Raw genomic sequence first — 24,440 nt, 5'->3', positions numbered from 1 at the left:
TCATCGCGGGATCACTGCCATAACCTTTCAGTCAGCGGAAATCAGAGCGCACTCATCGTGCTGTGAATTCGTTAATAAAAACTGAGAGGTCCAGTAATGAATACTCCTGTCAAACCTGATGAACTCGCGATTCCGTATCAGTTGCCCCAAGTTCCCTACATGACGCCAGACATGGTTCACCCGGGTGTAATGACCCAATGGCTGGAAGATGACGAGTTGTGGGTACCAGTCACCAAATCTGTTTCGTTCAAGCCTCTTCTGCTCAACACAAGTGGCGGGTATTACATCAACCTTCTGCGTGTGCGCCAGGCCGGCGTGCTTTCTCGTCACCGGCACACCGGCGGCGTGCATGCGATCGTTCTGAAGGGGCGCTGGTATTACCTCGAACACGATTGGGTAGCCGAAGAGGGCTCTTTTGCGTATGAGCCTCCAGGTGAAACTCACACCCTGTTCGTGCCTGAAGATGTCGAAGAAATGATCACCTGGTTCCACGTTCAAGGTGGCTACACTTACGTCGATCCTCAGGGTGTTGCAGTGGGCTATGAAGACGTTTTTACCAAGCTCGAATCCGCCCGCGCTCACTATAAAGCGCTGGGTTTGCCAGACGACTACATTGAGCAGTTCATCCGGTAACTCGGACCATAAAAAACGCGCTTCGGCGCGTTTTTTTATGGTCGCTCAGGGAGCATGAGTCTGAACAATTTACGTTAGGATAGGGCATGGACAATTACTCACAGCTACTCGCCTTTATCTGGTCTACCGAGTGTGGAAGCTTTTCGGCTGCTGCTCGCGCTCATAACATTACTCCATCGGCAGTCAGTAAATTGATCACTCGATTGGAGGACCGACTGCAAGTTCGGCTTTTCCAGAGAGGGTCACGCATTCTGACGCTGACCGAGGAGGGCGCCGCTTACCTGCGTAGTGCCAAGGCAGTCGTTGAGGCCATGAACGAGGCTGACTCCTTGGCTGAAGCGCTGCCCTCGAGAGTCAGTGGAACCCTTCGTATTCACACCATGACCTCTTTTGCCAAGCACCAAATAGTGCCTTGGCTTCCTGAGTTTCTGGATTTGTATCCATCACTGGATGTTGAAATTCAGTTGGGTGCGCAATTCGTTGACCATTTCGAACAGGGGCTCGATATCGCCATCCACAGCGGAGTGCTGCCCAGCTCTTCGCGTATAGCCAAGCGAATAGGTGAGTGTGAATGGCTGATCTGTGCGTCGCCGCAGTACTTGTCCGGGCATGGTATTCCGGCTAAACCGGCAGATCTGTTGGACCACCGATGCTTTAACTTCAGCTTTGTCAGCCCTTGGAACAAGTGGTCGTTTCTTCAAGACGGTGAGGGGGTCTCGGTCCCCGTTACAGCCAGTGCGTCTTTTACTCAAGGTGATCTACTGCGAGACATGGCCCTGTCGGGGGCCGGGGTCGTAAAACTTGCCGATTTCCACATTGGACTCGATGTAAAAGCCGGAACGCTGGTGCCACTGCTGGAGGAGTTCAAGTCAGGGGTTATTGAACCTATCTATTTGTTGTATTCAGATCGAAAACACCTGAGTCCACGTATTCGGGTATTTATCGAGTTCTTCCAGAACAAGTGGCGTCAGAATCCTTGGAAGGTGACTTGAAAATCTAACCTGTGTAGAGCGTGATGGTGTTAGTGGAAGCATTAGCAGTGCGGAGCACCGCGTGATTAATCGGCCAAACGTTATTTAGCAATACACAGACGTTGTTGCCCTCTAACTTCCAATAGCTCGACAAAGGCGCGTACCTTCTCGGGGCGAAAACGTGGCAACTCGGATCATACCTGTGTTCCGGTGRGTTTGATGTGCGACGGACCCTCCGGTGGCGATCAGCGTCTGTTAGCCATTTGTCCAGTGATGGCGGCCCTATGGGGCAGAAGCGCAGAAGCGCGACAACCGGGAAAGCTGTCGCGCTCTGACTTTCGACTCAGCGGTTGGCGTCGACCAGACCAGCCTCAATGAAGCGTACTGAGCTCTCCATCGCCTGCTGACCTTCTGGCAGCATGCAGTAGTAGAAGTGCCAGGCGTGGAACATTGCAGGCCACACTTCCAGATTGACTCGGACACGGTTGTCCGCCAAGTGGTTTGCAAGGCGCATAGCGTCACTTAACATCAGCTCGTTCTCGCCAATCTGTACCAGAATTGGTGGGAGTCCTGTGACGTCCGCAAAAACAGGAGAAGCCAAAGGGTGGTTGGCCAGCGTGTCGCCCAGGAATGCTCTGGCAAGGATATCCAGAACAGGCTTGGAGTTCAGCGCATCGAGGCCTTCACGGTTGCTCATGGAGGCGCCTGTGTGTTCAAGGTTTGCCCAAGGCGAGATGGAGGAACCGACCGCAGGCAATGGAAGCCCTTTGGATTTTGCCGCCACCATGACGCTTACAACCATCGCGCCGCCAGCTGACTCGCCTGAAAATGCAATCTTGGTTGCTGGGATTTTTTGTTCAAGCAACCACTCATATGCGCGCAAAGTGTCGTCGATGGATGCTGGAAACTTATGCTCTGGAGCAAGGCGGTAGTCAGGCATGTACACCCGGGCTCCAAGCATTTTTGCGTAGTTGCCGCCAATGCCATGGTAGCCGTCAGGACGACCAACTATGTACGCCCCACCGTGGATGTACATTAAGACTGCGTCGGTCTTGACCTCATCCGGAGTTACCAGCGTGCCAGGGACACCGCCCATGTCTACGCCTTCAAACTTGACCCCAGCAGGCGCCGGATTCTGCGCAAGCATTTTTGCATAGGAATCGCGGATATCGCTCATTTTCGTGTTGGTATCGATTCCCTTAAGAACAGGTACCAAATCGCTCAGGCTGTTGGCCCAGGTTTGAACGGCTGTTTGTACTTCGGTATTCATATTGACCTCAATAGATCGGTGGGCAATGGAGTGGCTAATTGAGATATTATTCTTATTATTAGGGAATTTGGTTCCCTATAACGGGTGCAAAGGCGCCCCCACCATTGTGAGAAGCTGAGGTCGTATGGAAATTCATAACCTGAACGACATCGCCGCTTTCGTAAGCTCCGTAAATGCTGGAAGCTTCACTGCTGCGGCCAAGCAACTAGGTCTTACCCGTTCGGCAGTGGGTAAGTCGATTGTCAGGCTAGAGACCCGATTGCGGGTGCGTTTACTCAACCGCACAACCCGCAGCCTGAGCATGACGGATGACGGTCAGGTTCTGTATGAGCGATGTGTTGGGGTCTTACAGGATCTCGACGATGTTGAGGACGCGCTCGCGTTTCGTCGTTCGACACCTAGTGGGAGATTGCGGATGAGCCTGCCAGTTGCCTTGGGCAGGCTTCACGTTCTTCATCACATCGAATGCTGTTTGAAAGATTGGCCCTCGCTCAGCATCGACGTCACGTTCTCGGACAGGCTGGTAGACCTGATCGATGAGGGGTTCGACTTAGCCATGCGCATTGGCCCTCCCAAGGAGGACTCTCGATTGCTCACGCGCACGGTGGCTTATCAGCAAATGATCACCTGTGTTTCGCCCAAGTATCTGGCTGAGCATCCAAAGCCTCAAACACCCGAAGATCTGTCCGCGCACGAGTGCCTGCATTTCGTGAGTGGGGGGAGATTGCTTCCCTGGAATTTCCGTGTGAAAGGTCAGCCTGTTTCGGTCACTCATGCTGGGCGGCTGCAGATGGACAGCGCTGAAGCGTTGCATCAAGCAACTATCGCAGGCTTGGGAATTGCGACGCTTCCGTCCTACGTGGTTAACGATGAGCTACGCAGCGGCAAGCTCGTTCAACTGCTTGCAGAGTATGTCGAGGCAGCAGAGCCTATCCGGGTGATCTACCCCAGCAAGCGACACCTGTCCCCCAAGATACGCCTCTTCATCGATAAGCTTGTAGAGGCATGGTCACCTTGTCCGCCATGGGAGCAGCGTTCGGCTGACAATGTCCATCCTGCCTGATGGGAGGATTTTGCCAAAGGAGTGCAGTCTGTCGGCGTCAACAGGTTGATCGTCATCATCGTGTACACCAGGCTGCACTTAGCCTCCAGCACCAACCTTTCGTTGATCATTTGCAAGGCTGATTGCCCACCAGCTTGCGGCATAGCGCATTGAGATAGGCAGCACTAATGCCGACATCCACCGCGTACTGCTCGATGGTCAAATGATCGCGAAATCTTGCTTCGAGGGAGTGAGTAAATGCCTGCAAGTCGCCGCGCCCGCGATCGTTGGCGTTTCGGTCTGCGGAAGTTTCGACGCTGACCTGCCGGTTTACCCACACCAGTAGCAGAGTGATCAGAGCAATTAACAAATTATCCCGATTAGCCTTTTGGCTGCGATATGCGGTGGCGCCAATCAGGCGTTCCGGCTTGATGTCGAACTGCGTTTCGACGCGGTCGATCATGGCCTTGGTGCTCTCGATCTCGGCTGTCCAATGAGCCGGTGTGGGTTCCACACCCACGATGACGCCGTGCTTGGTATCGATCGGATAGTTCGTGGAACAGGCGTAGAACGCCGAGCCACCTGGAGCTTCGGTTCAGAGGGCTTGAGGATCCGTCAGCGATGGGCGCTTCGTCATAGACCACTGTGCGTCAGTCTTCGTGATACAAGCCCCAGATTTGATTTCACACAAGAAGGGTTTTCGGCATTATGACGTTTAAACTTGTGGAAATACTCACTTTCAAGGAGGCATGTTTGCGCAACGCCAAATCGCCAGAAGAGGAGCCAGAAAGTGGCGCCAAACGCGGACGTCTACCACCGCTTTCAATGGTGCGCGCCTTTGAGGCAGTGAGCCGGCTCGGCTCGATGCGCAAGGCTGCGGATGATCTCAATGTCGGTCATACGGTCGTTTCCCGACATGTGCGAAATCTTGAATCCTGGCTTGGCACGCGACTTGTGGATGCTGGACCACGAGGCATTCGGCTGACTACGGAAGGCAGGCTTTTTGCCGAGACTGTGGGAATGGCTTTCGACATGATCGCCAAATCGACGGCGGAATTGCGTCCGGCGGTAAGCCGCTCGGTTTTACGAATCTGGTGTGTCCCTGGTCTCGCAACGCGCTGGCTGGCGCCGCGTTTCAACCAGCTCCAACTTGCGCTGCCCGGCATCGATTTCGTCATGCGCGCCACCGATCTAGAGCCCGATTTCACGCATTACGACGCCGATGTCGATATCCGCTATTTGGAGGCGCCGAAGGGGAATGCTCGCTGGATTTTGCTGGAAAGGCCACGGATTTTCCCGGTCGCTAGCCCGGACTGGATCAGCAAGAACGCACCCATCCGCACTCTTGACGATCTCGTGAATCAGCCGTTGATACATGAGGAAAGCCGCGATCAATGGCGACAATGGTTCCATCAGGCTGGCTATGGGCATGAAGTAGTGTTGAACGGGCCGCGGCTCTGGTCAGCCAATCTTACGGTCGACGCGGCCGTAACAGGGCAGGGAATCGCACTCGCGACACGCCTGATTGCCGCTGATGATCTCCGCACCGGGCGGCTCGTCGAGTTGCTTGGAACCGATGTTCGGCTCGGAGGATATTATTTAGTTGGACCGCGTGAGCGTTGGAATGAAGTGACATTGGCGCGCTTCCGCGCTTGGATGCAGCAGTCTATCGCGGAGACGACGGGTGGCCAATCAGCTGGTGTGATAAATCAACCCGGCTCCGCTGAAGAATAATTTCGCCGTCAGGTGGAAGTTCAGTTTAATACCTGAGTAGATGCAGTTCGGATAGCCTTAAACTTGTCTTGCGCTGAACACATGCGCGCAAGTTCCTCCTGCCATTGACGCTGGCTCGTCAAAGTTTCGTCCATTCACAAAAGTATCTCCCAGTTATTGTCGCAATCGCGCTCATTCACCAACATGCTATGCACGCGCCCATCACAAACGGACCCGTTGCGAATGACTGGCGAATGACCTTCGACAATCGGCTTGGGGGGGCGCTGTCCGCTAGTTTCGCTGTTTGTGGCAAAGACTTGCCGTTTATGGTGATTTGCTCTGGATAACGATCCGTTCGGAATGTACGAAGGTCATGGGGGAGGAATGCCTCCGTACTAGCTATGGAGTGGTGACATGAAGTCACCACTGAGGAAGTAATAAAGTGCCTGTCTGAGCAGGAGAAACTGTATCAAACTCAGCTCTCAAATGAGTGGGCGCGGGCTGAATGTCAAAAACAGCGAAGGGGAAAACCACGTTAGAGCACAGCGATTCTCATGCCATAACCGCGTTATAACCAAGTGCCGCAAGCTAGTCTGGAACGACTGTGTTTCGGACTAATTTCCCAGCCAAAACTTAAATCCAGACCCCCGCCAAGTTGCTATTAAGGTGAGCGGGGTCGTCACTTTCTTTCTTGGAGACACCCATGTCCAATACCACTGACACACTGTACGCGAGGGATATAGCCCATCACCTTCATAGCTATACCGATGCGCGGATGCACGAAGGTGTCGGTCCGTTGGCAATTGAGCGCGGGGATGGGGTTTTCGTCTATGACACCGAGGGGCGTCGCTATATCGAAGCCATGTCGGGCCTGTGGAGTGCGGCACTTGGCTTCAGCGAGGTGCGACTGGTCGAGGCGGCCATGACGCAGATGCGTAAGCTACCTTTCTACCACACCTTTACTCACAAAACGCATCAGCCTGCCGTGGATCTCGCGGAGAAGCTCATCTCGCTGGCGCCGGTGCCGATGAGCAAGGTTTTCTTTACCAACTCCGGTTCTGAGGCCAACGACACGGTGGTGAAAATGGTTCGTTACTACAATAACGCCCGTGGCCTGCCGCTGAAGAAAAAGGTGATATCCCGCATCGGAGCCTACCATGGCGTGACCGTCGCTGCGGCGAGCCTAACTGGCTTGCCGAACAATCATCGTGCTTTCGACCTGCCTATGATGGACATAGCGCATGCAATGTGCCCGCATCACTATCGTTTCGGCGAACCCGGCGAGTCGGAGGAGGCATTTTCGGATCGTCTTGCAAAAGGGCTCGAAACCCTCATCCAACGCGAAGGGCCCGATACAGTGGCTGCGTTCATCGGCGAACCTTTGATGGCGGCCGGTGGGGTTATTGTTCCTCCGCGCGGCTACTGGCAAAAGATCCAGGCGGTTTGCCGCAAGTACGATATTTTGTTGGTAGCAGACGAGGTCGTCTGTGGATTTGGCCGCACTGGCAACATGTTCGGCTCGACTACGTTCGGCATCGAGCCAGACATTATGGTGCTGTCTAAACAGTTGACCTCGTCATATCAACCGCTTGCAGCAGTGTTGATCAACGAACGGATTTATCAGGAGATCGCGGGGCAAAGTTCGACCATCGGGACCTTTGGACACGGCTTCACCGCGAGCGGGCACCCAGTGGCTGCGGCAGTGGCGCTGGAGAACATCAAGTTGATTGAAGAGCGACACCTGGTAGAACACGCGGCCGAAATGGGGGCGCGACTGCGAGCTGGCCTTTCGCAATATGCTGACCACCCGTTAATCGGGGAAATCCGAGGTGTCGGCTTCATTGCCGCCGTTGAGCTGGTCGCAGATAAATCGGAGAAAACCCGGTTCGAGCCGCTTCGCCGGGTCGGTAGTTATTTCAATGCTCGCTGCCAAGAGCACGGCATGATTGTCCGCAACATTGGTGACAGCATTGCGTTCTGCCCACCCCTGGTCACTACAGCGGAAGAAGTCGACCTGATCATCAACTGTTTCAGCAAGGCGTTGGAGGATACACAGCGGTGGCTGGCGCAGGGGCATTGAGTACGGGTACGGCTCGACTTTGATAGGTTTGGCGTCGTATCGCGGACGATTCTGTGAGAGTAGGCAGCGGGCCTGCTAAATGGCTTACAGGCAAGCCCGTTGTAGTATTCACGGAAAATGCCACGACATATATATGTTAGAGCCCTGATTATTCGGGGCTTTTTCGTTGGTGCCTGCCCCGGCCTCGCCTGCACCGGTGGTGTTAATGAAGACCACAGCGGTGACATCTTGGGTAGCAATAGGCGCGAATTACAAATATGCAGCCGATGTTAATTCTGCCGATGGGTCAGGAATCGCTGGATAAGCTTTTGTATTTGTTGAATATTTCCTCACCTAGTCGCTATGGTCGGGCTCAATGCTCGCGTCGATCACGGGTTGGCAATGCCGAGCTTCTGCGCCACTTTCAGGCACTGTCTTGCACTGAGCTTTTGAAGCCGTGACCCCAAGCGACGATTAGTTCAGCATGTTGTCAATTCTGGCGTTAGGAATACTCTTTATGGTCAGTTCCAGTTCATCTCAGTCGATGCAAGACTTCAGTCAAAACTTGCGCCTTCTCTGCGGATATTATAAGTCGGTGGCGAAGGTGTGCCGCTCCCTTGATATCAACCGCCAGCAGTTCAACAAATACTTGGGGGCGCAAGCGACTCCCTCGTCCTTTACCCTGCGCAAGATCTGCACTTTTTTTGGGGTGGATGAGGAGGAAATATTCTCCGAGCATGAATCCTTCCGCGCTCTGCTCAACAGGCAACGCACGGCGCGAGAGCCGGACAGTGCGGTACCAGCCGATTTTTTCCCGAGCTCCGCGCAGGAGTTGTCGAAGTACCAGGGTTACTACTTTGTCTATTTGATGTCGCCTGCCGCGCCGGGGGAGGTGATCAAGTCGATTACCCGCTTGACCCGCTCCGGCGAAAAGATCCTGAGTAAAACCTACGAGCGGATGAGGCTGGGCGATGACCAACTGAACAGTTTCGGCATCAATAAATATCGTGGGTTCTGCTTTGCCTCATCGGATCTGATTTACATCGTCGAGCGCGAGTACCTCTCGTCCCGGGGCTATATCTGGTCAGCGCTTTATCCCTCCTACCGCAGTCGTTTCCGTTTTCTCAACGGCTTGGTACTCGGCGTTTCGGGTGACAATTTCCGCCGTCCTTTTGGTGCCCATATCGTATTTGAGCACCTAGGCGAGTCGATCGACCTGCGTAACGCTCTCACCAGTTGCAGCTRTTTTCCGATTGATGCCCCTGAGATTCCCGACGAGGTGAGGTCGCGGCTGCTGGTACATCCATCAGAAGGTGAGTTCAACCTCGTCCCTCCGCTGTTTTAGTCTTTTCTAAAAATTGACGCTAGGTGACGCTTCTGGGCGTCACCTGGCGTTTTTTTCTTCGTGCTCGCGAAATTGAGCTGGCTGTGCGACAGATCGATAATGCCATACACCACTCAAATGTCAGTTTCGTTAACGGCCAATCACATCATTCATTCCAGTTGAATGAGTGCCTGTTTCTACAAGTGATCCGCTGCGCCCACCATAAAAATAAAAGGAACACCTATGAAATTCAAAAGAACATTGATGGCGGGGTTGATGGCGCTGTCCATTACTGCGCCATTGACCAGTGGTTTGGTGTATGCGGCAAACAATACGTTGGTTGTTGCTGATCGAGCCTCTTTCAAGGATTGGGATCCGGCCTCGGCTTTTTCGGAGGAAGTGCGGGTGCTGGGCAATATCTACGAGACACTAGTGGTATATAACGCGCCAGGCAGTGCTGAGGAGTTTTCCCCCGGGCTCGCCACGTCCTGGGAAAGCAGCGACAACGGCAAGACCTGGACCTTCAAGCTGCGGCACGGCGTTAAATTTCATGATGGTTCGGCCTTTAATGCCGCAGCCGTCAAAAAGTCCATTGATTACGTCAAGCAGCTGAAACAGGGCGCTGCATTTGTATGGAACGGTCTGGATACCGTCGAGGCCCTCGCTGACGATACGGTAGTGCTCAAGTTTAAGAGTCCCACTCCAGCCAATCTGATCGCGGCAGGTCAGTATGCCGCTTACATCATTGCCCCGGCGGCGGTGGAGAAAGGGCATGACTGGATGATGGCTCCCAACGCCATCGGTACCGGTCCCTATAAGCTTGGGCAGGTCGAACCGGGCCAGCAAGTGGTGCTTGAGCGTTTCGATGGCTACTGGGGAGGTTGGAAAGAAGGGCAGTTTGATCGGGTCATCGTGAAGGTCGTGTCCGAAGCCTCCACCCGTACCCAGATGATTAAAAATGGCGAGGCCGGTGTCGCCTGGGATATCCCTCTTGATCAGCTCAAGGTGTTGGGAGAGGACCCCTCCATCAAGGTGAGCACCGCGCCTTCGTGGAAGAATTTCCAATTTTTGATCAATACCCAGAAGTACCCTACGAACAACCTGGCATTTCGTCAGGCGCTGCAGTACCTCTGGGACTATGAAAGTGTCACCAAAGATATTTTGCATGGCTACGGCAGTGTTCCCAAGGGGCCTTTGCCCACCAGTATCTGGGGGCATGCCAGCGTGCCTATGGCCTCTTACGATCTGGATAAAGCCCGGCAATTGTTGGAAGCCTCCGGTGTACCTAAGCAGGACTGGAAGGTCTCGATGCAGTACATCAGTGGCATCTATGCAAACGCTGCAGAACTATTCCAGGCGACGGCGTCTCAGGTTGGCCTTGAGGTGGAGTTACTCCCCGGCGAGTGGGGTGTGATCTGGGATAAGGCAAAGAAGCTGGATACCGCTCCCAACATGCAATCTATGGCTTGGTGGCCGACGTATCCGACACCCAGCGATTGGCTTTTCAGTGAGTTCCATACAGAGAAAACCACGCTATTCAATCTGTCTCACTACAGCAACTCAAACTTTGATCAGTTGATCGAAGAGGCGGCGGCGTTAGAAGGCAGTGATCGGGCCAAGTCCACTGAAAAGTACGTGCAGGCCCAGCAGCTACTGGCCAAGGACGCTCCTGCGATCTGGTACGCCGACGTGCAGCAGATAYGCGTCTCCCGCAAAGACATCAAGGGTATGGAAAAGAGCCTGAATCCTGCTTATGAGGCGATTCTCTACTACAACCTGAATCGCTGAATGCTGAGTCGTCCTTGATGAAGTGGTACGTGTAATACCTGATTTGCCATGTAAATCGATAACCAGGCAGTTAGTTAATTTGCCTGGTCATTCCCTCAAGGGTTAATCCACTTTTGGGGTTTTTATGTAGGGCGTAAGAAGTCAGGGTCAAGTTTTTTAGCCACAAGGGGTATTCCAAATGGCGAAGTATATAGCTCAGCGATTGATAGTGATGTTCTTCATTCTTTTGGGAGTGTTGACCATCACCTTCGTTCTGAGCCGAGCTCTTCCGGGTTCCCCGGTAGAAATGATGCTGGGAAACCACCCCACGGTGGAGCAGATTGCCGTCGCACGGGAAAAACTGGGGTTGGATAAGCCTCTGCCGATCCAATACTTCAATTACATCGGTGATCTTCTCCGAGGTGATTTTGGCACTAGTCTGCGCACCGGGCGGCCGGTGGTGGAGGAAGTGGTCAGGCGGGTTGGTGCGACTTTTGAACTGACATTCCTGGCGATGTTCTGGGTGGTGGTGCTAGGGGTGCCGATCGGTGTCATCTCAGCGGCGCGGCAGAACTCAGTGGTCGACAATGCGGCACGAGCGGGGTCCATCGCCGGGACGGCGTTTCCAGTTTTCATCCTGGCCATGGGCTTGCAGTTACTGTTCTACGGCAAGCTCAACTGGCTGCCCCTGCAAGGACGTATCGATGCTTCCATTCTTCTCGATAGCCCTTTTGAGCGTGTGACAGGCTTTTACCTGATCGACACTCTGCTGGCCGGTAATTTCGTAGCACTGTGGAGCGCCATCAAACACCTGACGCTACCCGTGCTCACCCTGGTCATCGTGACCTTGGCCACTGTCACCCGGATCACCCGCAACATGATGGTGGAGGTGCTATCCGAGGAGTACATCCGTACGGCCGTTTCTTACGGTGTACCCAAGTGGCGTATCCATTACGCCTATGCCCTGAAGGCGACAATGATTCCGCTCCTGACAGTGGTGGGCCTGACCTTCGGTTACCTGCTCGGTGGTGCGGTAGTGGTTGAGTTCGTTTTCGACTGGCCCGGCCTGGGCGGCTTCGTGGTGTTTTCGATTGCCCAGAATGATTTCCCCGCCGTGATGGGAGCCACCCTGGTGCTGGCCACGACGTATCTGTCGATCAACCTGATCGTTGATCTCTTGTATCACCTTGTTGATCCGAGGTTGCGAGTCCAATGAGTATCCAAGACGTATCCCTGTCCATGTCCTCGCGAGCCCCATCATGGCGTATCAAGGCCTTGGCGTTTGCCAGCGATAACAAGTTGTTTGTATTCGGCGCGCTGTTATTGCTGCTGATCATCCTGGCGGCAGTCTTCGCTCCCTGGCTTGCACCTTATGAACCGAACAAAATTGTCTTTTCCCAGAAATTGCTGGCACCCAACTGGGCACACTGGATGGGCACCGACGAGTTTGGTCGCGACATTCTTTCACGGGTGCTTTATGGCGCACGCACCTCGCTGATCATCGGAGTGAGCGTGACTCTGATTGCGATGCTGATCGGGATTCCGATTGGGCTTGTTTCCGGTTACTTCGGTGGTCGAGTTGATACGCTGCTGATGCGTTTCTCAGATGTGTTTCTGGCCTTTCCGCCGCTGTTGTTGCCGATCGCTATCACCGCTGCGCTGGGATCGGGATTGGCCAACGCCATGTTAGCGCTCGCTGTCTCTTGGTTTCCCTGGTACGCGAGGATCATGCGCGGTGCGGTAGTACGGGTTCGTTCAGAAACCTATATCCATGCCGCCCGTTCCATGGGCGTCAGTCACTGCCGTATCTTGCTTCGCCATGTACTGCCCAATGCCACCACGCCTGTGATCGTGCAGGGCTCCATGGACTTTGGTTACACCATTCTCGCCGCTGCCTCGCTGAGCTTTATCGGGCTGGGGGCCAAACCGCCCATGATCGAATGGGGGCTGATGGCCGCGGCGTCGCGCTCGCAGTTACTTGAGAATCCCTGGACGGTGCTGTTTCCCGGAGTGGCGATTTTTGTCCTGGTGCTGGCCGTCAACCTGGTAGGTGACGGGCTGCGCGATGTGCTTGATCCAAAGAAGGGGATGCGCTGATGATCGACGAATCCTTGCAGTATTCGACTATTGAGCGTCTCGCCGCTGCGAATAACGACGCAGCTCAAGACCTGGTGCTGGAAGTGGAAGGGCTGACGGTGTCCTTCCCTGGTTTGTTCAAGACCGTACAGGCCGTACGCGGCATCGACCTTAAGATAAGGCGCGGCGAGATCCTCGGGTTGGTGGGGGAGTCGGGCTCGGGCAAGTCAATGACGGCCATGTCCTGCCTTGGATTGATGCCTGAGGCCGCTCGGCTGGGAGGCAGTGTCAGGGTCGCCGGACAGCAGGTCAACGGCGCGTCGGCGTCGCAGCTGGCGGTTTTGCGTGGCGGTGGCGCGGCGATGATCTTCCAGAATCCGATGAAGGCGCTCAACCCGTTCTTCACCGTCGGGCGGCAGATGATCGATGTCATCGGCTGCCATCGGCAACTGAGTAAGGCAGAAATCCGCGCCGAGGCGCTGAGCTCGCTGGAAGCGGTGAGCATGCCCGACCCCTCTCTAGCGCTAGCCAAGTACCCGCACCAGATGTCTGGCGGTCAGTTGCAGCGAGTGGTGATTGCGATGGCGCTGGCCTGTCGGCCAAAACTGCTGATCGCCGATGAGCCGACCACGGCGCTGGACGTCACAGTGCAGGCGCAGATTATCGCCCTGCTGCGCAAACTGGCACGGGAGCAGGACCTGGCGATTCTGTTTATCACCCACAACCTGGGGGTAGTGGCTTCGCTCTGTGACCGGGTGGCGGTGATGTATGCCGGCGAAGTGGTGGAGAGCGGTCCGGTGGGCGAGGTGTTCAAGCGACCTGCACACCCCTACACCCTGAAGTTGATGGGCACCGTGCCCAAGTTGGGGCAGGGACCCCAGCCCCTGGGCTTCATCCCGGGGCAGGTGCCGAACATGGCGGCTCCCCCGGCTGGCTGTGCCTTCAACCCACGTTGTGAACGCGCCACCGGACGCTGCAATCACGCTGCGCCGAGGGTTGTCATCGGCAAGGAGCACTGGGCAGCTTGCCACAACATATTGGTCAAGGTGTGAGGCTTCTTTGAAAGGTAAACGGCTATGAATAACAACAAACAGCCCGCACTGTTGAGCGTCAATCAGTTGCACAAGACCTACGCCAGCCGCGATGGCCTGGTGACCGCCATTGACCACATCAGCCTGGAGGTGCAGGTCGGTGAGACGGTCGCGCTGGTGGGGGAATCCGGTTGTGGCAAAAGTACGGTGGCCGCGACCTTGCTCGGTCTGCTGCCAGCCGATAGTGGGCAAATTCTGGTCGAAGGTCGGCCGCTGCCCACTGATGCCAGGGCGCGGGGCAGGAGCTTGAGTATGGTGTTCCAGAACCCGTACGCCTCGCTGAACCCGAAAATGACGATCAAGGCGATTGTTGCCGAGCCGCTGAAGGTTGCCTTTGGTTTGCGCGGTAGCGCCTTGCACGCGCGCATTCTCACGCTGCTGGGAAATGTAGGGATGGGCGAGGAGCACATGGAACGCTATCCCCATGAATTCTCCGGTGGTCAGTTGCAGCGTATCGCTATCGCCCGGGCCCTGGCGCTGGAGTCAAAACTGCTGATCCTCGATGAGCCTACGGCAGCGCTCGACGTGTCGGTCCAGGCCCAGGTGCTGCAACTGCTCAAGACGCTGCAGACCGACAATGGCCTGAGCTACCTGTTTATCAGCCACGACCTTGCGACGGTCGAGTATCTGGCGCAGCAGGTGCTGGTGATGTACTTGGGGCGCATCGTCGAGGCCGGGCCTGTGGAACAGGTGTTCGGCCGACCGCGTCATCCCTACACTCGTGCGCTGCTCAATTCAGTGCCCTCCATCGACCCGGAGCGCCGTGACCAGTTGCAAATCCTGAGTGGCGAGATCCCCAGCCCCTTGAACCGGCCTGCCGGGTGCCACTTCGCGCCCCGTTGCCCGCGGGCCAGTGAGCGTTGTCGCCGAGAGGTGCCAGCCGAGACCCAGGATCACGGCCACCGCTTTTCTTGCCACCACCCTCTGAACGATGAGAGCTGAACCCCTATGTACAATAAAAAAGACATGACCGCTCCCGGCATTGGTTATCAGGACCTAAGTTTGATGCAGGGCTATCCGCCGCCCCGGGAAAAGCAAGTCGGCCTGCATAATTGGGACAGTCCGCCCTATAACCGCTGGTCGTTTCAGCACATCAGCCAGTTGTTTCCGGTGGCCGCTATTCATCGCAGTCCCGAGCCGGTCACCGAACTCGAGCGCAACGAACGCTCACTGGACGACGTACGTTTCCAGCGGGTCGATGGCGGACAAACCGATCTGGCGACCTTCTTGACCGATAGCTACACCGATGGTTTTTTGGTGCTTCATCAAGGCAAGGTGGTTTCGGAGCAGTATTTCAACGGTATGCAGCCGCACACGTTGCATCTGTTGCAATCGGTATCCAAGACCGTCGTCGGTAGCCTGGTCGGCAGATTGATCGGCCAGGGCAGAATCGATCCCCAAGCGCGTGTCAGCGACTATGTGCCCGAGCTTTCGGCAAGCGGTTATGGCGACGCTCGGGTACAGGATCTGCTGGATATGCGCACGGGAGTGAGATTCAGGGAGGACTACACCGATCCTGATGCTGAATTCATTCAGTTGGATATCGCCTCGGGTTGGCGTGAACGGGGAGAGCGAGAGTCACCTGACAGCATTTATGGTTTGTTGAAGTCGCTGAGTAAGGACCGTGAGCATGGCCAGTACTTTGAGTACCGCTCAGTGGATACCGACATGTTGGCCTGGGTTTGTGAGCGGGCTTGCGGCGAGCGGCTGCCCGTTTTACTGAGCCGGGAAATCTGGTCAAGACTGGGGGCAGAGCAAGACGCGAATATCACCCTCGATAGCGTTGGAACTGCATTGGCCGATGGCGGGATGAGCGCCACGCTGCGTGATCTGGGGCGCTTTGCCCAAATGTATCTGCAGGGGGGGCGTTTCAACGGCCAGCAGATTGTTCCAGAGGAGTTTGTGCGTGAATGCGGCCGTGGTTCCACACCGGCTTTTGAAGTTCTCTATGGCTTTTACGTCAAGAGCTTTCCTGGCGCGGCATACAGTAATCAGTGCTGGGTATTGGACAGTGAACTAGGTACCTACTCGGCGCGCGGAGTATTTGGGCAGAGTATCTATTGGGATCCAGCCTCTGAAGTGGCAATCGTAAAACTTTCCAGTTGGCCGGACTTTATCAATCCAGAGTGGACGTTGAATACCTTCCGTGCCTGTGCGGCAGTAGTTGAAGAACTGCAACGCAGCTGACGCGGGAGTATGAATGACCGCGGCTTGTCAGACACCTCCCAGCCTTAATGAAGAGGTGCCATATACAGGCTCTGCATAGCTACACCCAGACCCTGCAGGCCGCCGGCGGCTGACCCTCCCGGCCCGCACCTGGACGCTGTTAACAGCCTTCGTCCTGGCGGGCCTTACCCCTTTTATCCAGACCGCGCTTTTGCCGTGGCCGGGATAGCTGTTGCCAAAAATAAGACCTAGAGAAGAGACGGAGCGACCATGAACTTGAATACAACCCGGGCCTTGCGCTCATTGACCCCACTGGCGCTATTGGGCGCCCTTTCCAGCCCTGCGATGGCGATCCAGGTTACCGATAACCTTGATCTCGGTGGTGCCGTCCGGGCGCGTTGGGACTATGACCCGGATCGCGACATCCAGACGTTCAACTTCGACACCGCGATCCTCAGCGCCAAGTACAACTCCGACACCTGGATTGGCGAAGCCAAGTACCGTTTCTACGGTCGAGCCTACCCTTACAAGTACACAAATAATGTCGGTGACGTCCAGTTCGCCGAGTTGGCGTGGATCGGCTACAAGTTCAACCCCGACCAGCAGGTCCAGGTCGGCCTGAACCAGCTGCCGTTCGGTTTGCAGCCGTACTTCGGCAGCACGTTCTATCAAACCCTGGGCAGCGTCATAGGACTGGAAGACATCGAAGAAGTCGGTGCCAAGTACATCCAGCAAAGCGGCGACTGGAATGTTCAGGCCGGTTATTACCTGCGCCCGGCCTGGCAGGGCAAAGGCACCAGCAACGGTGAAACCTACTCCACCGTGGTCTCCGAAGCGGACAGCTATGTCACCGACGGCAGTAACAACCAGGAACGCAACACAGTGGTCCTGCGGGTGGCCAAGGCGCTGGACCTGGGGCCGTGGAAGTCCGAAGTCGGGATCTCCGGCCTGACCTCGTCCCTGGAGAACCGCGACACCAACAACGATGGCCGGCGCAATGCCATGGCGGTGCACTACATCGGCAAAAACGGTCCGTGGGGCGTGCAACTGCAAGCCGCGCGACAGCAGATGTCCCCGCGCAACCCCGGCACCGATGAACTGGTGACTTTCGGCGGTTACGACGGCACCTTCAACGTCGCCAGTCGCGGCAACTTGTACGTGGCGGATGTGAGCTACGACGTCAGCGGCAAGTACCTGTTCGATCAGATCAGCGGTGTGAAGCTGTACGCCAACTACAGCGCCTTCGATAAATCCGCCGACGATTTCAAAACCTCGCAACGGATGATTTTCGGCACCTCGTTCTCCCTCAGCAAACTGTGGATCGCCACGGAATGGTTGTACGGCAAGAATGATCCGGTCATCGGTGGCGGCAGCCTCACCCAGAGTCTGGGGGCTGGTGGTAGTAACCAGTGGGAAAACCAGTTGTACATGAACATCGGTTATTACTTCTGATCCGGATTTTTTGGCGGCAGCCCTAACGTCCTCTTCGCGAGCGGGCTCGCTCTCACAGGTTTAGCGCATAATCTGTGGGGAGCGAGCCCGCTCGCGCATACCCCAAACAAAACTTGCTTCAGCCCCTGTCGGCTGAATCAGATAGGCCCACATAGTTAGTTAGCGATCAATTCTAAAATCATATCGGTGAAATTTCGTCATTTTCCCTATTCACTAAGAGTAGTTTTATCCTCGTAAATTATCGCAATCATTGAAGTGAGGGGATGATTAGATTGCGCCAATATCACGCCCCTCAACTCATATACCTGTCGAAAAGAAGCTTGACCAACTGGCGAAGCCATATATTTCCGGGATCATGATGATGGCGCGGGTGCCAATACTGTCGCAGGTGCAAGCTGGGGGACTTAATCGGGGTTTTTATTACCTTGACCGCGTTGTAGCGTAGGAACGTTTTCCCCAGTTCACTGGGCACGGTTGCAATTAGATTCGGGTTTTTCTCCAGTATCATCGGGACCGTTATAAAGTGTGGAGTTGTAAGGTAAATTTGTCGTTGATGACCCAGTTCGTCGATGAATTGGTCGTAGCGTGTACTTCTGTCTGAAAGTACGACGGAAACATGTTTCATGCCAAGGAATTGTTCAAGGCTAACTTCGTTGCCAGGGTACGTGCAACTGACGATAGAGCAAAAAGAGTGCGTAAACAGTTCTTGTTGAAAAAGGTTAGGGTCCTGGATGTAGTGTGACCCTATAGCCAGGTCTGTATCACCTCTCTCCAGTGAGTTCGCTATATGCTCGGTGGGTAGCTGCGACGTTCGTATTCGGCAATGGGGGGCCACTTTCTGAAGCTCTGAAATCAGCCGGGGCAAAAATACCAACTCGCCCATATCCGTCATACAAAGGCTGAAGACCCTGGTGGAAGACATAGGGGTGAAACTGGCCTGCGCCAACAGCTTGTGCTGTACGGCGGATACGATCTCCAGAACTGAATCCCCCATCTCCTCTGCGAAAGGCGTCGGCTTCATCGCATCGCCAATACGGACGAAGAGGGGGTCTTCATAAAACTCCCGTAGACGTCGTAGTGCATGGCTCATGGCGCTCTGCGTCAAGCCAAGATGCTCTGCTGCTCGAGATACATTGCGTTCTCGCAGAAGCGCGTCGAACGCGAGCAGCAGGTTCAAGTCGAATTTCTTACCATGAATGGCGTGCATGATCTGTATTAGCTCCATGATCTATGCGCATACATGATCCGCCTCTAGCATGGCGTCAGCAAGGAAAGTTTCAAAAACAAAAACAAGAAATGAGGTCGACGTCATGCTTCTTCGTAACGCTTGGTATGTAGCTGCTTGGTCGAGTGAGATTCCGGTCGACGAGCTTCTCGCAAGAACGATTCTTAACGTGCCAGTAGCGCTATGGCGTGATACCACCGGAAAAATGGTGGCTTTCGAAGACCGTTGCTGTCACCGAGGCGCTCCACTATCGAAAGGGCGCCTGGAAGGCGATCAGCTTCGGTGTATGTACCATGGTCTTCTATTTGATACGACGGGGCGCTGCGTCGAAATACCCGGACAAGAGCGCATTCCTCCGCAGGCTAAGGTGCGCACATTCCCAGTTGTGGAGAAGCACAAGTGGATCTGGATCTGGGTGGGTGATGCCAGCCTGGCGGATCCGTCCCTGATCCCTGATACACATTGGCTGGATCACCCCGAGTGGCGAAGCCTGGAGGGTTACACCTATTACACCACCAACTACCTGCTGATCGCTGACAACCTGCTTGACCTCGCACATTTGCCCTATGTTCATCCGAACACTCTGGGCGGTGACGAGGCGTATGCGGCCTGTATACCTCAGGTCGAAAAGCTGGAAAACGGCGTACGAGTAACGCGTTGGGGTGAAGGTATTAAGCCGGCACCTTTTGTGCAGAAGATCAAGAATTATCCGGGGCCTGTTGATCGTTGGAATGTCTACGACTTCCTGCTGCCGAGCATCTTCCTGATGGATTCGGGGATGCAGCCCACTGGGCAAAATGCCAAGGCGGGAAATCGCGTCAATGCGGCAGAGTTCCGTAGCACTCAGGCACTGACTCCGGAAACGGACGAATCCACGCACTACTTCTTTTCGCAGCCTCATAATTTCGCCATTGATGACCCCGAGGTGACGTTGGCAATCCACGACCAGGTCGTCACAGCGTTCCAGGAAGACAGCGATATGATTCATGCGCAAGATCGCATGTTGAAGCTGACCTCCGATTTCAAAATGATTCCGATCGGAGCTGATACTGCTCTTTCGTATTTCAGGTGGCTAGTGGCGAATGCTTATAAGGCTGAGCAGGCGGTAAGTAATCCCGTCAAGATCCAGGAGGTCTGAGATGAGCGACTGGAACCGCGTTCGAGTGATGGCGATCGTGAAAGCTGCTGACGCCATTATGGATGTCCGCTTGCTGGCCTTGGACGGTCAACCTCTTCCTGTGGCCGACGCGGGCTCGCACATTGATGTTCGCCTGCCAAATGGTTTGATCAGGCAGTACTCCGTTCACCGGTACGATCCCTCGGACGGAAGTTACTCAATTGGGGTCGGATTGTCTGAGCCGTCACGGGGTGGCTCAGCGTTCATTCATGCACACCTGCGAGTCGGCGACCTGCTCGAAATTAGTGCGGTTCGCAATAACTTCCCGCTGGAACGCAACGCAAGCACTTATTTGTTTATCGCCGGCGGTATCGGCATTACGCCGATTCTCAGCATGATTCGTTGGTGCGATGCGAATGACAAGCCGTGGCAACTTCTCTACTGCGTCCGCTCCCGGTCCCGGGCTGCTTACATCGAGCATCTTCCTCGTGGCGGAAAATTAGTGTTTCACTCGGATGACGAAACTGCCGGTCGTCCCGATCTGCAGGCGTTTACTCGTCAAGCAAGTTCAACGGACCACCTCTATTGCTGTGGACCGGCGCCCCTCATGAATGCGGTACGGGATGTCGCACAGGCTTACCTGCCTTCCGGCCAGGTGCATTTCGAGTTGTTCAGCGCACCTCAGTCGAGTGCTCCTGAAAAACAACAGAACAAAAGCTTCGTGGTGGAACTTGCTCGTAGTGGCATGGAACTAACCGTGCCAGCTGATACCAGCCTTCTCGATGCACTCGAAGAGGCGGGGATAATGGTGCCTTTTTCCTGCCGGGAGGGGCTTTGCCGTACTTGTGAATGCCGGGTACTAGCCGGTGAGATTGATCATAGGGACTATGTCCTCAGCGATGAGGAGCGTGCTTCCAATGCGGTCATTCTGCAGTGTGTTTCACGTGCCAAGTCCCCAAGGCTGGTGCTTGATATTTGACTGACACTGCATGTCACGCTTTATCTGGGAGGCAAGAATGAGTGTTTGCGAACTGAATGCTATCCGGGATGAGCTTCGCTCTCGTAGAGAAAATACTCCTGGGTCGCTGCAGCAGGCTCGCATTGGTTTTGACCAATTGTGCAAGCGTTTTTCGGCTCCGCCTTATTGCCGCTCCACGGCGTCGACGCTCGGTGGAGTGCCTGTACGGACGGTAACCTGCGTGGATTCCCGGCGCTCTCTGCTCTATGTCCACGGAGGTGGATTCATGGTGGGCAGCGCTGAAGGTTTTGAGGGGATCGCCGGTACGCTTGCTGCTGGTACATCTTCCACGGCTTATGTCGTTGATTATCGACTAACGCCTGAACATGCATACCCTGCTGCCCAGCAAGATGTTCTGACTGCGTATGCGGCGTTGCTCGCGAACAGCGAAGATGCAGACGATATCGCATTGGTGGGGGATTCGGCGGGAGCCCAACTCATCATGGCCGCTCTGATTCAGGCCCGGACCATGGGCATGGAAATGCCGGGTTGCGTCGTGCTGTTTTCTCCCTGGGTGGATCTGGCTCTCACCGGAGAAAGCCTCCATGCCAAGGCTGCTGTGGACTGCTTTCTTACACCCCAGAAGTTGCAAGCCTGTGCTGACGCCTACCTGGGAGAGCAAGTCGAGGCTGCTTCTTTTATCCTGGAGGCTGACCTGGACGGTTTGCCGCCGCTAATGATTCAAGTGGGGGAGTGTGAAATCCTTCTTGACGACGCGGTACGTCTGGCGAGAAACGCCGGATCAGCGGGTGTGGACACCAGACTGGAGGTATGGCCCGGTATGTTTCATGTCTGGCAGGCGTATGCGCCGGCTCTTTCTGAGGGTCGTGAAGCACTCGCCGCTGCCGTCAATTTCATAAACAGGGTGCTGGTACGGAAAAAGTCCGTTGGCGGTTGACTGTCGTTGCAGGCGATTGCTTTGCTCTACCGAATCAGGAAGACCGCCTGGATCCATGTGCCATGCCATTAGAGGCGAAGGATTTCCGCGGATTGGCACCCGCATTCATTGCCGTGGCGAAGACTGATCCACTGAGGGATCACGGGCTGGCCTATCGGGATGCGCTTTTGGCTGATGGTGGTCGTGCAGCGTCGCAAGTTGCGCAAGGAGTGGTGCTCTCAGGGCTGAGGGCTTTTGGGGTGGCCACCGAACGGGCCACCAGCGATGTCAGCCTCGATTGCCTGCGACTGCACTCGTCGCCCAGTTTCGGCCTGTTGTGGTTGATGCCTCGACTAGAGCAGTTTCGTCAGAGCCATCCGGATATTCAGCTCAACCTCTCGTGCTCCTACGAATCGCTGCACTTCAGTCGCGACAAGATCGATGTGGACATCCGCCACGGCATGCCCAACTGGCCAAGTTTCGAGGTGCGCACCGTGCGCAATGAAAAAATCGCGGTTATGGCGTCACCCAAACTACTGGAAAAACGCCCCATCTGTGCCGTTGCGGATTTGCTGGACTGCAACCTGATTCTGTCGGAGGCGACGCTGATAAAGTGGCCACAGTTGTTTGCTCAACATGGTCTGTCGCGCCCAGAAAAGCCTTACAGCCTGAGTTTTGACCGTTCCTATATGACGCTGGAGGCAGCCAGCCACGGGCTTGGATTCGCCTTGGAAAGCACACTGCTCGCGCAGGATTATCTAGCGCGTGGAGCGTTGGTCGAGGTAGCGCCGGAGTTGAGTGCGACAATCACTGCACACCACCTGGTTTTCCCGAGAGCGCATGCAAACTTCCCACGGGTCAGAAGATTCCTGGAGTGGATGCAGAAGGAGTTGGGTCATGACTTCAATTACTGATCTGGATGTCATTACACGCCAGCATCTCATCATATTGCCTGGTGAGTGCACGCTTTTGGCTGTGGCATGAGATGCCTAACTTGTGTCGATCTCGCAGAGCGAGATGAGGGCTGACTTGAGGGCTGTGGAGCCCAGTGATACGTCTTGTCAGTTGGTCCATTTAGCAAAAATTTACAGCTCTGTAATTAATGCGTGTAGGTGGGGGGCGCATGTTTTACAAACATGCACCACCTCACCCACTATCGCTGGCTTATAAGCCGCCCAGCGCGACGTACTTGATTTCCAGGTAGTCGTCGATACCGTATTTTGAGCCTTCACGGCCAAGTCCGGAGGTTTTCACTCCACCAAACGGTGCAACTTCTGTGGAGATCATCCCCTCGTTGACGCCCACCATGCCGAACTCAAGATTGTCGACGACACGAAAGATCAGGCCGACGTCACGTGCGTACACATAGGCAGCCAAGCCAAACGGTGTGTCGTTGGCCATCGCAATTGCCTCGTCCTCAGTATCGAAGCGGAAGAGGGGAGCGACAGGGCCGAAGGTTTCATCGTTGAAGATGAGTGCATCGCGTGGCACATCGGTGAGCACCGTTGGCTCGAAGTAACTACCACCCAAATCATGGCGTTTGCCCCCGGTGGCAATGCGTGCCCCTTTTTCCACCGCATCGGCAATGTGCTCTTCGACCTTTTGCACTGCATCCTCATTGATGAGCGGACCCAGTACCACCCCGTCATGCATGCCATTACCGACCCTGAGCGCAGCGGCGGCATCCGCGAGCTTCTTCGCGAATTGATCGTAGACACCCGATTGCACGAGCATGCGGTTGGCGGCAACACAAGCCTGGCCTGTGTTGCGGTACTTGGCGGCAAGTGCACCCTTCACTGCGGCATCGATATCAGCATCGTCAAAGACGATGAACGGCGCGTTACCGCCCAGTTCCATGCTCGCCTTCTTGATAGTCGGAGCGCACTGGGCCAGCAGCAGCGATCCCACTTCGGTCGAACCTGTGAAGGACAACTTGCGAACGACCGGGTTCGCTGTGAGCTCCCCGCCGATTGCGCGGGCCGAGCCTGTGACGACGTTGCATACACCCCGAGGCAGACCGGCGCGCTCGGCGAGTACGGCCAGAGCCAGTGCCGAGAGCGGTGTCTGACTGGCCGGCTTGATGACGCCTGCGCAACCAACCGCCCAGCCCGGGCCGGCTTTGCGTGTAATCATCGCGGAGGGGAAGTTCCACGGTGTGATGGCTGCAAACACGCCGATAGGGGCTTTCTGCACGAGAATGCGTCGACCGTCCACATTCTGCGGAATGATGTCGCCATTCACACGCTTCGCTTCTTCCCCGAACCATTCGATGAAGCTTGCGGCGTAAAGGATTTCGCCACGGGATTCCACCAAGGGCTTACCCTGTTCGGCCGTCAGGATGACCGCCAGGTCCTCGATGTTTTCAAGCATAAGCTCATAGAGCTTACGGAGGACCTTTGCACGCTCCTTTGGCAGCGTCTTGCGCCATCCCCGCATGGCGCGTTCGGCCGCTGCGATTGCGCGCCGAGTCTCGGACTCTCCACCGTTTGGTACGCGCGCCACCAATTCACCGGTGGCTGGATTGCGGACCTCGATTGTCTGGCCACTCTCTGCCTGGACCCATTCGCCGTCGATCAACATCGCCTGACGCAGCAGGTCGGGGTCTTTCAGATTCAAGGTTGCGGTGCTATTCATGGGGC

The 24,440-nt window shown here is 55.4% G+C and carries 20 protein-coding genes and 1 pseudogene; 17 read left to right on the top strand and 4 right to left on the bottom strand.

The window, feature by feature from the left end; all coding sequences use genetic code 11:
- Window positions 1-96 precede the first annotated feature (96 nt).
- Both AC1DRN_RS10130 and AC1DRN_RS10125 read left to right on the top strand, forming a co-directional pair.
- The gene (locus AC1DRN_RS10130) at window positions 97-633 is read left to right on the top strand and encodes a 2,4'-dihydroxyacetophenone dioxygenase family protein (RefSeq protein WP_223457479.1); all 537 of its coding nucleotides are present in this window, start codon (window positions 97-99) and stop codon (window positions 631-633) included.
- Between the two features lie 86 nt (window positions 634-719).
- Complete coding sequence (locus AC1DRN_RS10125) at window positions 720-1,625, top strand: LysR family transcriptional regulator (protein ID WP_223457480.1); 906 nt, start codon at window positions 720-722, stop codon at window positions 1,623-1,625.
- A gap of 322 nt (window positions 1,626-1,947) precedes the next feature.
- Here AC1DRN_RS10125 and AC1DRN_RS10120 read toward each other — a convergent pair whose 3' ends face one another.
- Window positions 1,948-2,874, bottom strand: a complete 927-nt coding sequence (locus AC1DRN_RS10120) for an alpha/beta hydrolase (protein ID WP_477786694.1) — start codon at window positions 2,872-2,874, stop codon at window positions 1,948-1,950.
- A gap of 124 nt (window positions 2,875-2,998) precedes the next feature.
- Between AC1DRN_RS10120 and AC1DRN_RS10115 the strand changes: the two genes are divergently transcribed.
- Window positions 2,999-3,937: a LysR family transcriptional regulator gene (locus AC1DRN_RS10115; protein ID WP_223457485.1), complete on the top strand. Its 939-nt coding sequence runs from the start codon at window positions 2,999-3,001 to the stop codon at window positions 3,935-3,937.
- Window positions 3,938-4,313: 376 nt separating this feature from the next.
- On the opposite strand, the pseudogene AC1DRN_RS10110 reads toward AC1DRN_RS10115, so the two are convergent.
- A pseudogene (locus tag AC1DRN_RS10110) lies at window positions 4,314-4,556 on the bottom strand (IS5/IS1182 family transposase); the annotation flags it as partial.
- A gap of 113 nt (window positions 4,557-4,669) precedes the next feature.
- Between AC1DRN_RS10110 and AC1DRN_RS10105 the strand changes: the two are divergent.
- The 10 genes from AC1DRN_RS10105 (at window position 4,670) to AC1DRN_RS10060 (ending at window position 17,564) form a co-directional block, all read left to right on the top strand.
- On the top strand, window positions 4,670-5,650 hold the full coding sequence (locus AC1DRN_RS10105) for a LysR substrate-binding domain-containing protein (protein ID WP_223457487.1): 981 nt from the start codon (window positions 4,670-4,672) through the stop codon (window positions 5,648-5,650).
- Between the two features lie 682 nt (window positions 5,651-6,332).
- Window positions 6,333-7,709, top strand: coding sequence for an aspartate aminotransferase family protein (locus tag AC1DRN_RS10100; protein WP_223457489.1), 1,377 nt, complete (start codon window positions 6,333-6,335; stop codon window positions 7,707-7,709).
- Window positions 7,710-8,205: 496 nt separating this feature from the next.
- Window positions 8,206-9,033, top strand: coding sequence for a helix-turn-helix domain-containing protein (locus AC1DRN_RS10095; protein ID WP_477786693.1), 828 nt, complete (start codon window positions 8,206-8,208; stop codon window positions 9,031-9,033).
- Window positions 9,034-9,255: 222 nt separating this feature from the next.
- The gene (locus AC1DRN_RS10090; protein WP_477786692.1) at window positions 9,256-10,800 is read left to right on the top strand and encodes an ABC transporter substrate-binding protein; all 1,545 of its coding nucleotides are present in this window, start codon (window positions 9,256-9,258) and stop codon (window positions 10,798-10,800) included.
- Between the two features lie 178 nt (window positions 10,801-10,978).
- Window positions 10,979-11,995 carry an ABC transporter permease gene (locus tag AC1DRN_RS10085; protein ID WP_056723400.1) on the top strand — a complete coding sequence of 339 codons (1,017 nt, stop codon included), beginning with the start codon at window positions 10,979-10,981 and terminating at the stop codon, window positions 11,993-11,995.
- Window positions 11,992-12,876 (top strand): ABC transporter permease, encoded by an 885-nt coding sequence (locus AC1DRN_RS10080; RefSeq protein ID WP_223457493.1) that lies wholly within the window; start codon window positions 11,992-11,994, stop codon window positions 12,874-12,876. Before AC1DRN_RS10085 ends, AC1DRN_RS10080 begins: the two co-directional genes overlap by 4 nt.
- Window positions 12,876-13,907: an ABC transporter ATP-binding protein gene (locus AC1DRN_RS10075; RefSeq protein ID WP_223457494.1), complete on the top strand. Its 1,032-nt coding sequence runs from the start codon at window positions 12,876-12,878 to the stop codon at window positions 13,905-13,907. The genes AC1DRN_RS10080 and AC1DRN_RS10075 overlap by 1 nt, the downstream gene beginning before the upstream one ends.
- Window positions 13,908-13,931: 24 nt before the next feature.
- A complete protein-coding gene (locus tag AC1DRN_RS10070) occupies window positions 13,932-14,888 on the top strand; it encodes an ABC transporter ATP-binding protein (protein WP_159389621.1) in 957 nt (318 codons plus the stop codon).
- A gap of 6 nt (window positions 14,889-14,894) precedes the next feature.
- Window positions 14,895-16,133: a serine hydrolase domain-containing protein gene (locus AC1DRN_RS10065; protein WP_223457495.1), complete on the top strand. Its 1,239-nt coding sequence runs from the start codon at window positions 14,895-14,897 to the stop codon at window positions 16,131-16,133.
- Window positions 16,134-16,382: 249 nt separating this feature from the next.
- Window positions 16,383-17,564, top strand: coding sequence for a hypothetical protein (locus AC1DRN_RS10060; protein ID WP_150658880.1), 1,182 nt, complete (start codon window positions 16,383-16,385; stop codon window positions 17,562-17,564).
- A 292-nt stretch (window positions 17,565-17,856) separates the two neighbouring features.
- Here the strand turns inward: AC1DRN_RS10060 and AC1DRN_RS10055 are convergent, their stop codons facing one another.
- A complete protein-coding gene (locus AC1DRN_RS10055) occupies window positions 17,857-18,771 on the bottom strand; it encodes a LysR family transcriptional regulator (protein ID WP_223457496.1) in 915 nt (304 codons plus the stop codon).
- Between the two features lie 103 nt (window positions 18,772-18,874).
- On the opposite strand from AC1DRN_RS10055, the gene AC1DRN_RS10050 reads away from it, so the two are divergent.
- From AC1DRN_RS10050 to AC1DRN_RS10035, 4 genes are read left to right on the top strand one after another with little or no spacing between them, the layout of a single operon-like run.
- Complete coding sequence (locus tag AC1DRN_RS10050) at window positions 18,875-19,927, top strand: aromatic ring-hydroxylating dioxygenase subunit alpha (protein WP_223457497.1); 1,053 nt, start codon at window positions 18,875-18,877, stop codon at window positions 19,925-19,927.
- Window position 19,928: 1 nt separating this feature from the next.
- Entirely contained in the window at window positions 19,929-20,885 is a 957-nt protein-coding gene (locus AC1DRN_RS10045; RefSeq protein WP_223457498.1) for a PDR/VanB family oxidoreductase, read from the top strand.
- Between the two features lie 10 nt (window positions 20,886-20,895).
- The gene (locus AC1DRN_RS10040) at window positions 20,896-21,822 is read left to right on the top strand and encodes an alpha/beta hydrolase (RefSeq protein ID WP_457266054.1); all 927 of its coding nucleotides are present in this window, start codon (window positions 20,896-20,898) and stop codon (window positions 21,820-21,822) included.
- On the top strand, window positions 21,819-22,715 hold the full coding sequence (locus AC1DRN_RS10035) for a LysR substrate-binding domain-containing protein (protein WP_223457501.1): 897 nt from the start codon (window positions 21,819-21,821) through the stop codon (window positions 22,713-22,715). The genes AC1DRN_RS10040 and AC1DRN_RS10035 overlap by 4 nt, the downstream gene beginning before the upstream one ends.
- Before the next feature lie 250 nt (window positions 22,716-22,965).
- On the opposite strand, the gene AC1DRN_RS10030 is transcribed toward AC1DRN_RS10035, so the two are convergent.
- The gene (locus AC1DRN_RS10030; RefSeq protein ID WP_317850356.1) at window positions 22,966-24,417 is read right to left on the bottom strand and encodes an NAD-dependent succinate-semialdehyde dehydrogenase; all 1,452 of its coding nucleotides are present in this window, start codon (window positions 24,415-24,417) and stop codon (window positions 22,966-22,968) included.
- Window positions 24,418-24,440: the final 23 nt, after the last annotated feature.

This window comes from Pseudomonas sp. P5_B3 (assembly GCF_056400405.1).
This window is presented reverse-complemented; position numbering and strand designations above follow the sequence as displayed.

Coding starts and splice junctions, on each gene's coding strand:
- AC1DRN_RS10130 (WP_223457479.1), top strand. CDS start 97: ATGAATACTCCTGTCAAACCTGATGAACTCGCGATTCCGTATCAGTTG.
- AC1DRN_RS10125 (WP_223457480.1), top strand. CDS start 720: ATGGACAATTACTCACAGCTACTCGCCTTTATCTGGTCTACCGAGTGT.
- AC1DRN_RS10120 (WP_477786694.1), bottom strand. CDS start 2,874: ATGAATACCGAAGTACAAACAGCCGTTCAAACCTGGGCCAACAGCCTG.
- AC1DRN_RS10115 (WP_223457485.1), top strand. CDS start 2,999: ATGGAAATTCATAACCTGAACGACATCGCCGCTTTCGTAAGCTCCGTA.
- AC1DRN_RS10100 (WP_223457489.1), top strand. CDS start 6,333: ATGTCCAATACCACTGACACACTGTACGCGAGGGATATAGCCCATCAC.
- AC1DRN_RS10085 (WP_056723400.1), top strand. CDS start 10,979: ATGGCGAAGTATATAGCTCAGCGATTGATAGTGATGTTCTTCATTCTT.
- AC1DRN_RS10080 (WP_223457493.1), top strand. CDS start 11,992: ATGAGTATCCAAGACGTATCCCTGTCCATGTCCTCGCGAGCCCCATCA.
- AC1DRN_RS10075 (WP_223457494.1), top strand. CDS start 12,876: ATGATCGACGAATCCTTGCAGTATTCGACTATTGAGCGTCTCGCCGCT.
- AC1DRN_RS10070 (WP_159389621.1), top strand. CDS start 13,932: ATGAATAACAACAAACAGCCCGCACTGTTGAGCGTCAATCAGTTGCAC.
- AC1DRN_RS10065 (WP_223457495.1), top strand. CDS start 14,895: ATGTACAATAAAAAAGACATGACCGCTCCCGGCATTGGTTATCAGGAC.
- AC1DRN_RS10060 (WP_150658880.1), top strand. CDS start 16,383: ATGAACTTGAATACAACCCGGGCCTTGCGCTCATTGACCCCACTGGCG.
- AC1DRN_RS10055 (WP_223457496.1), bottom strand. CDS start 18,771: ATGCACGCCATTCATGGTAAGAAATTCGACTTGAACCTGCTGCTCGCG.
- AC1DRN_RS10050 (WP_223457497.1), top strand. CDS start 18,875: ATGCTTCTTCGTAACGCTTGGTATGTAGCTGCTTGGTCGAGTGAGATT.
- AC1DRN_RS10045 (WP_223457498.1), top strand. CDS start 19,929: ATGAGCGACTGGAACCGCGTTCGAGTGATGGCGATCGTGAAAGCTGCT.
- AC1DRN_RS10040 (WP_457266054.1), top strand. CDS start 20,896: ATGTCACGCTTTATCTGGGAGGCAAGAATGAGTGTTTGCGAACTGAAT.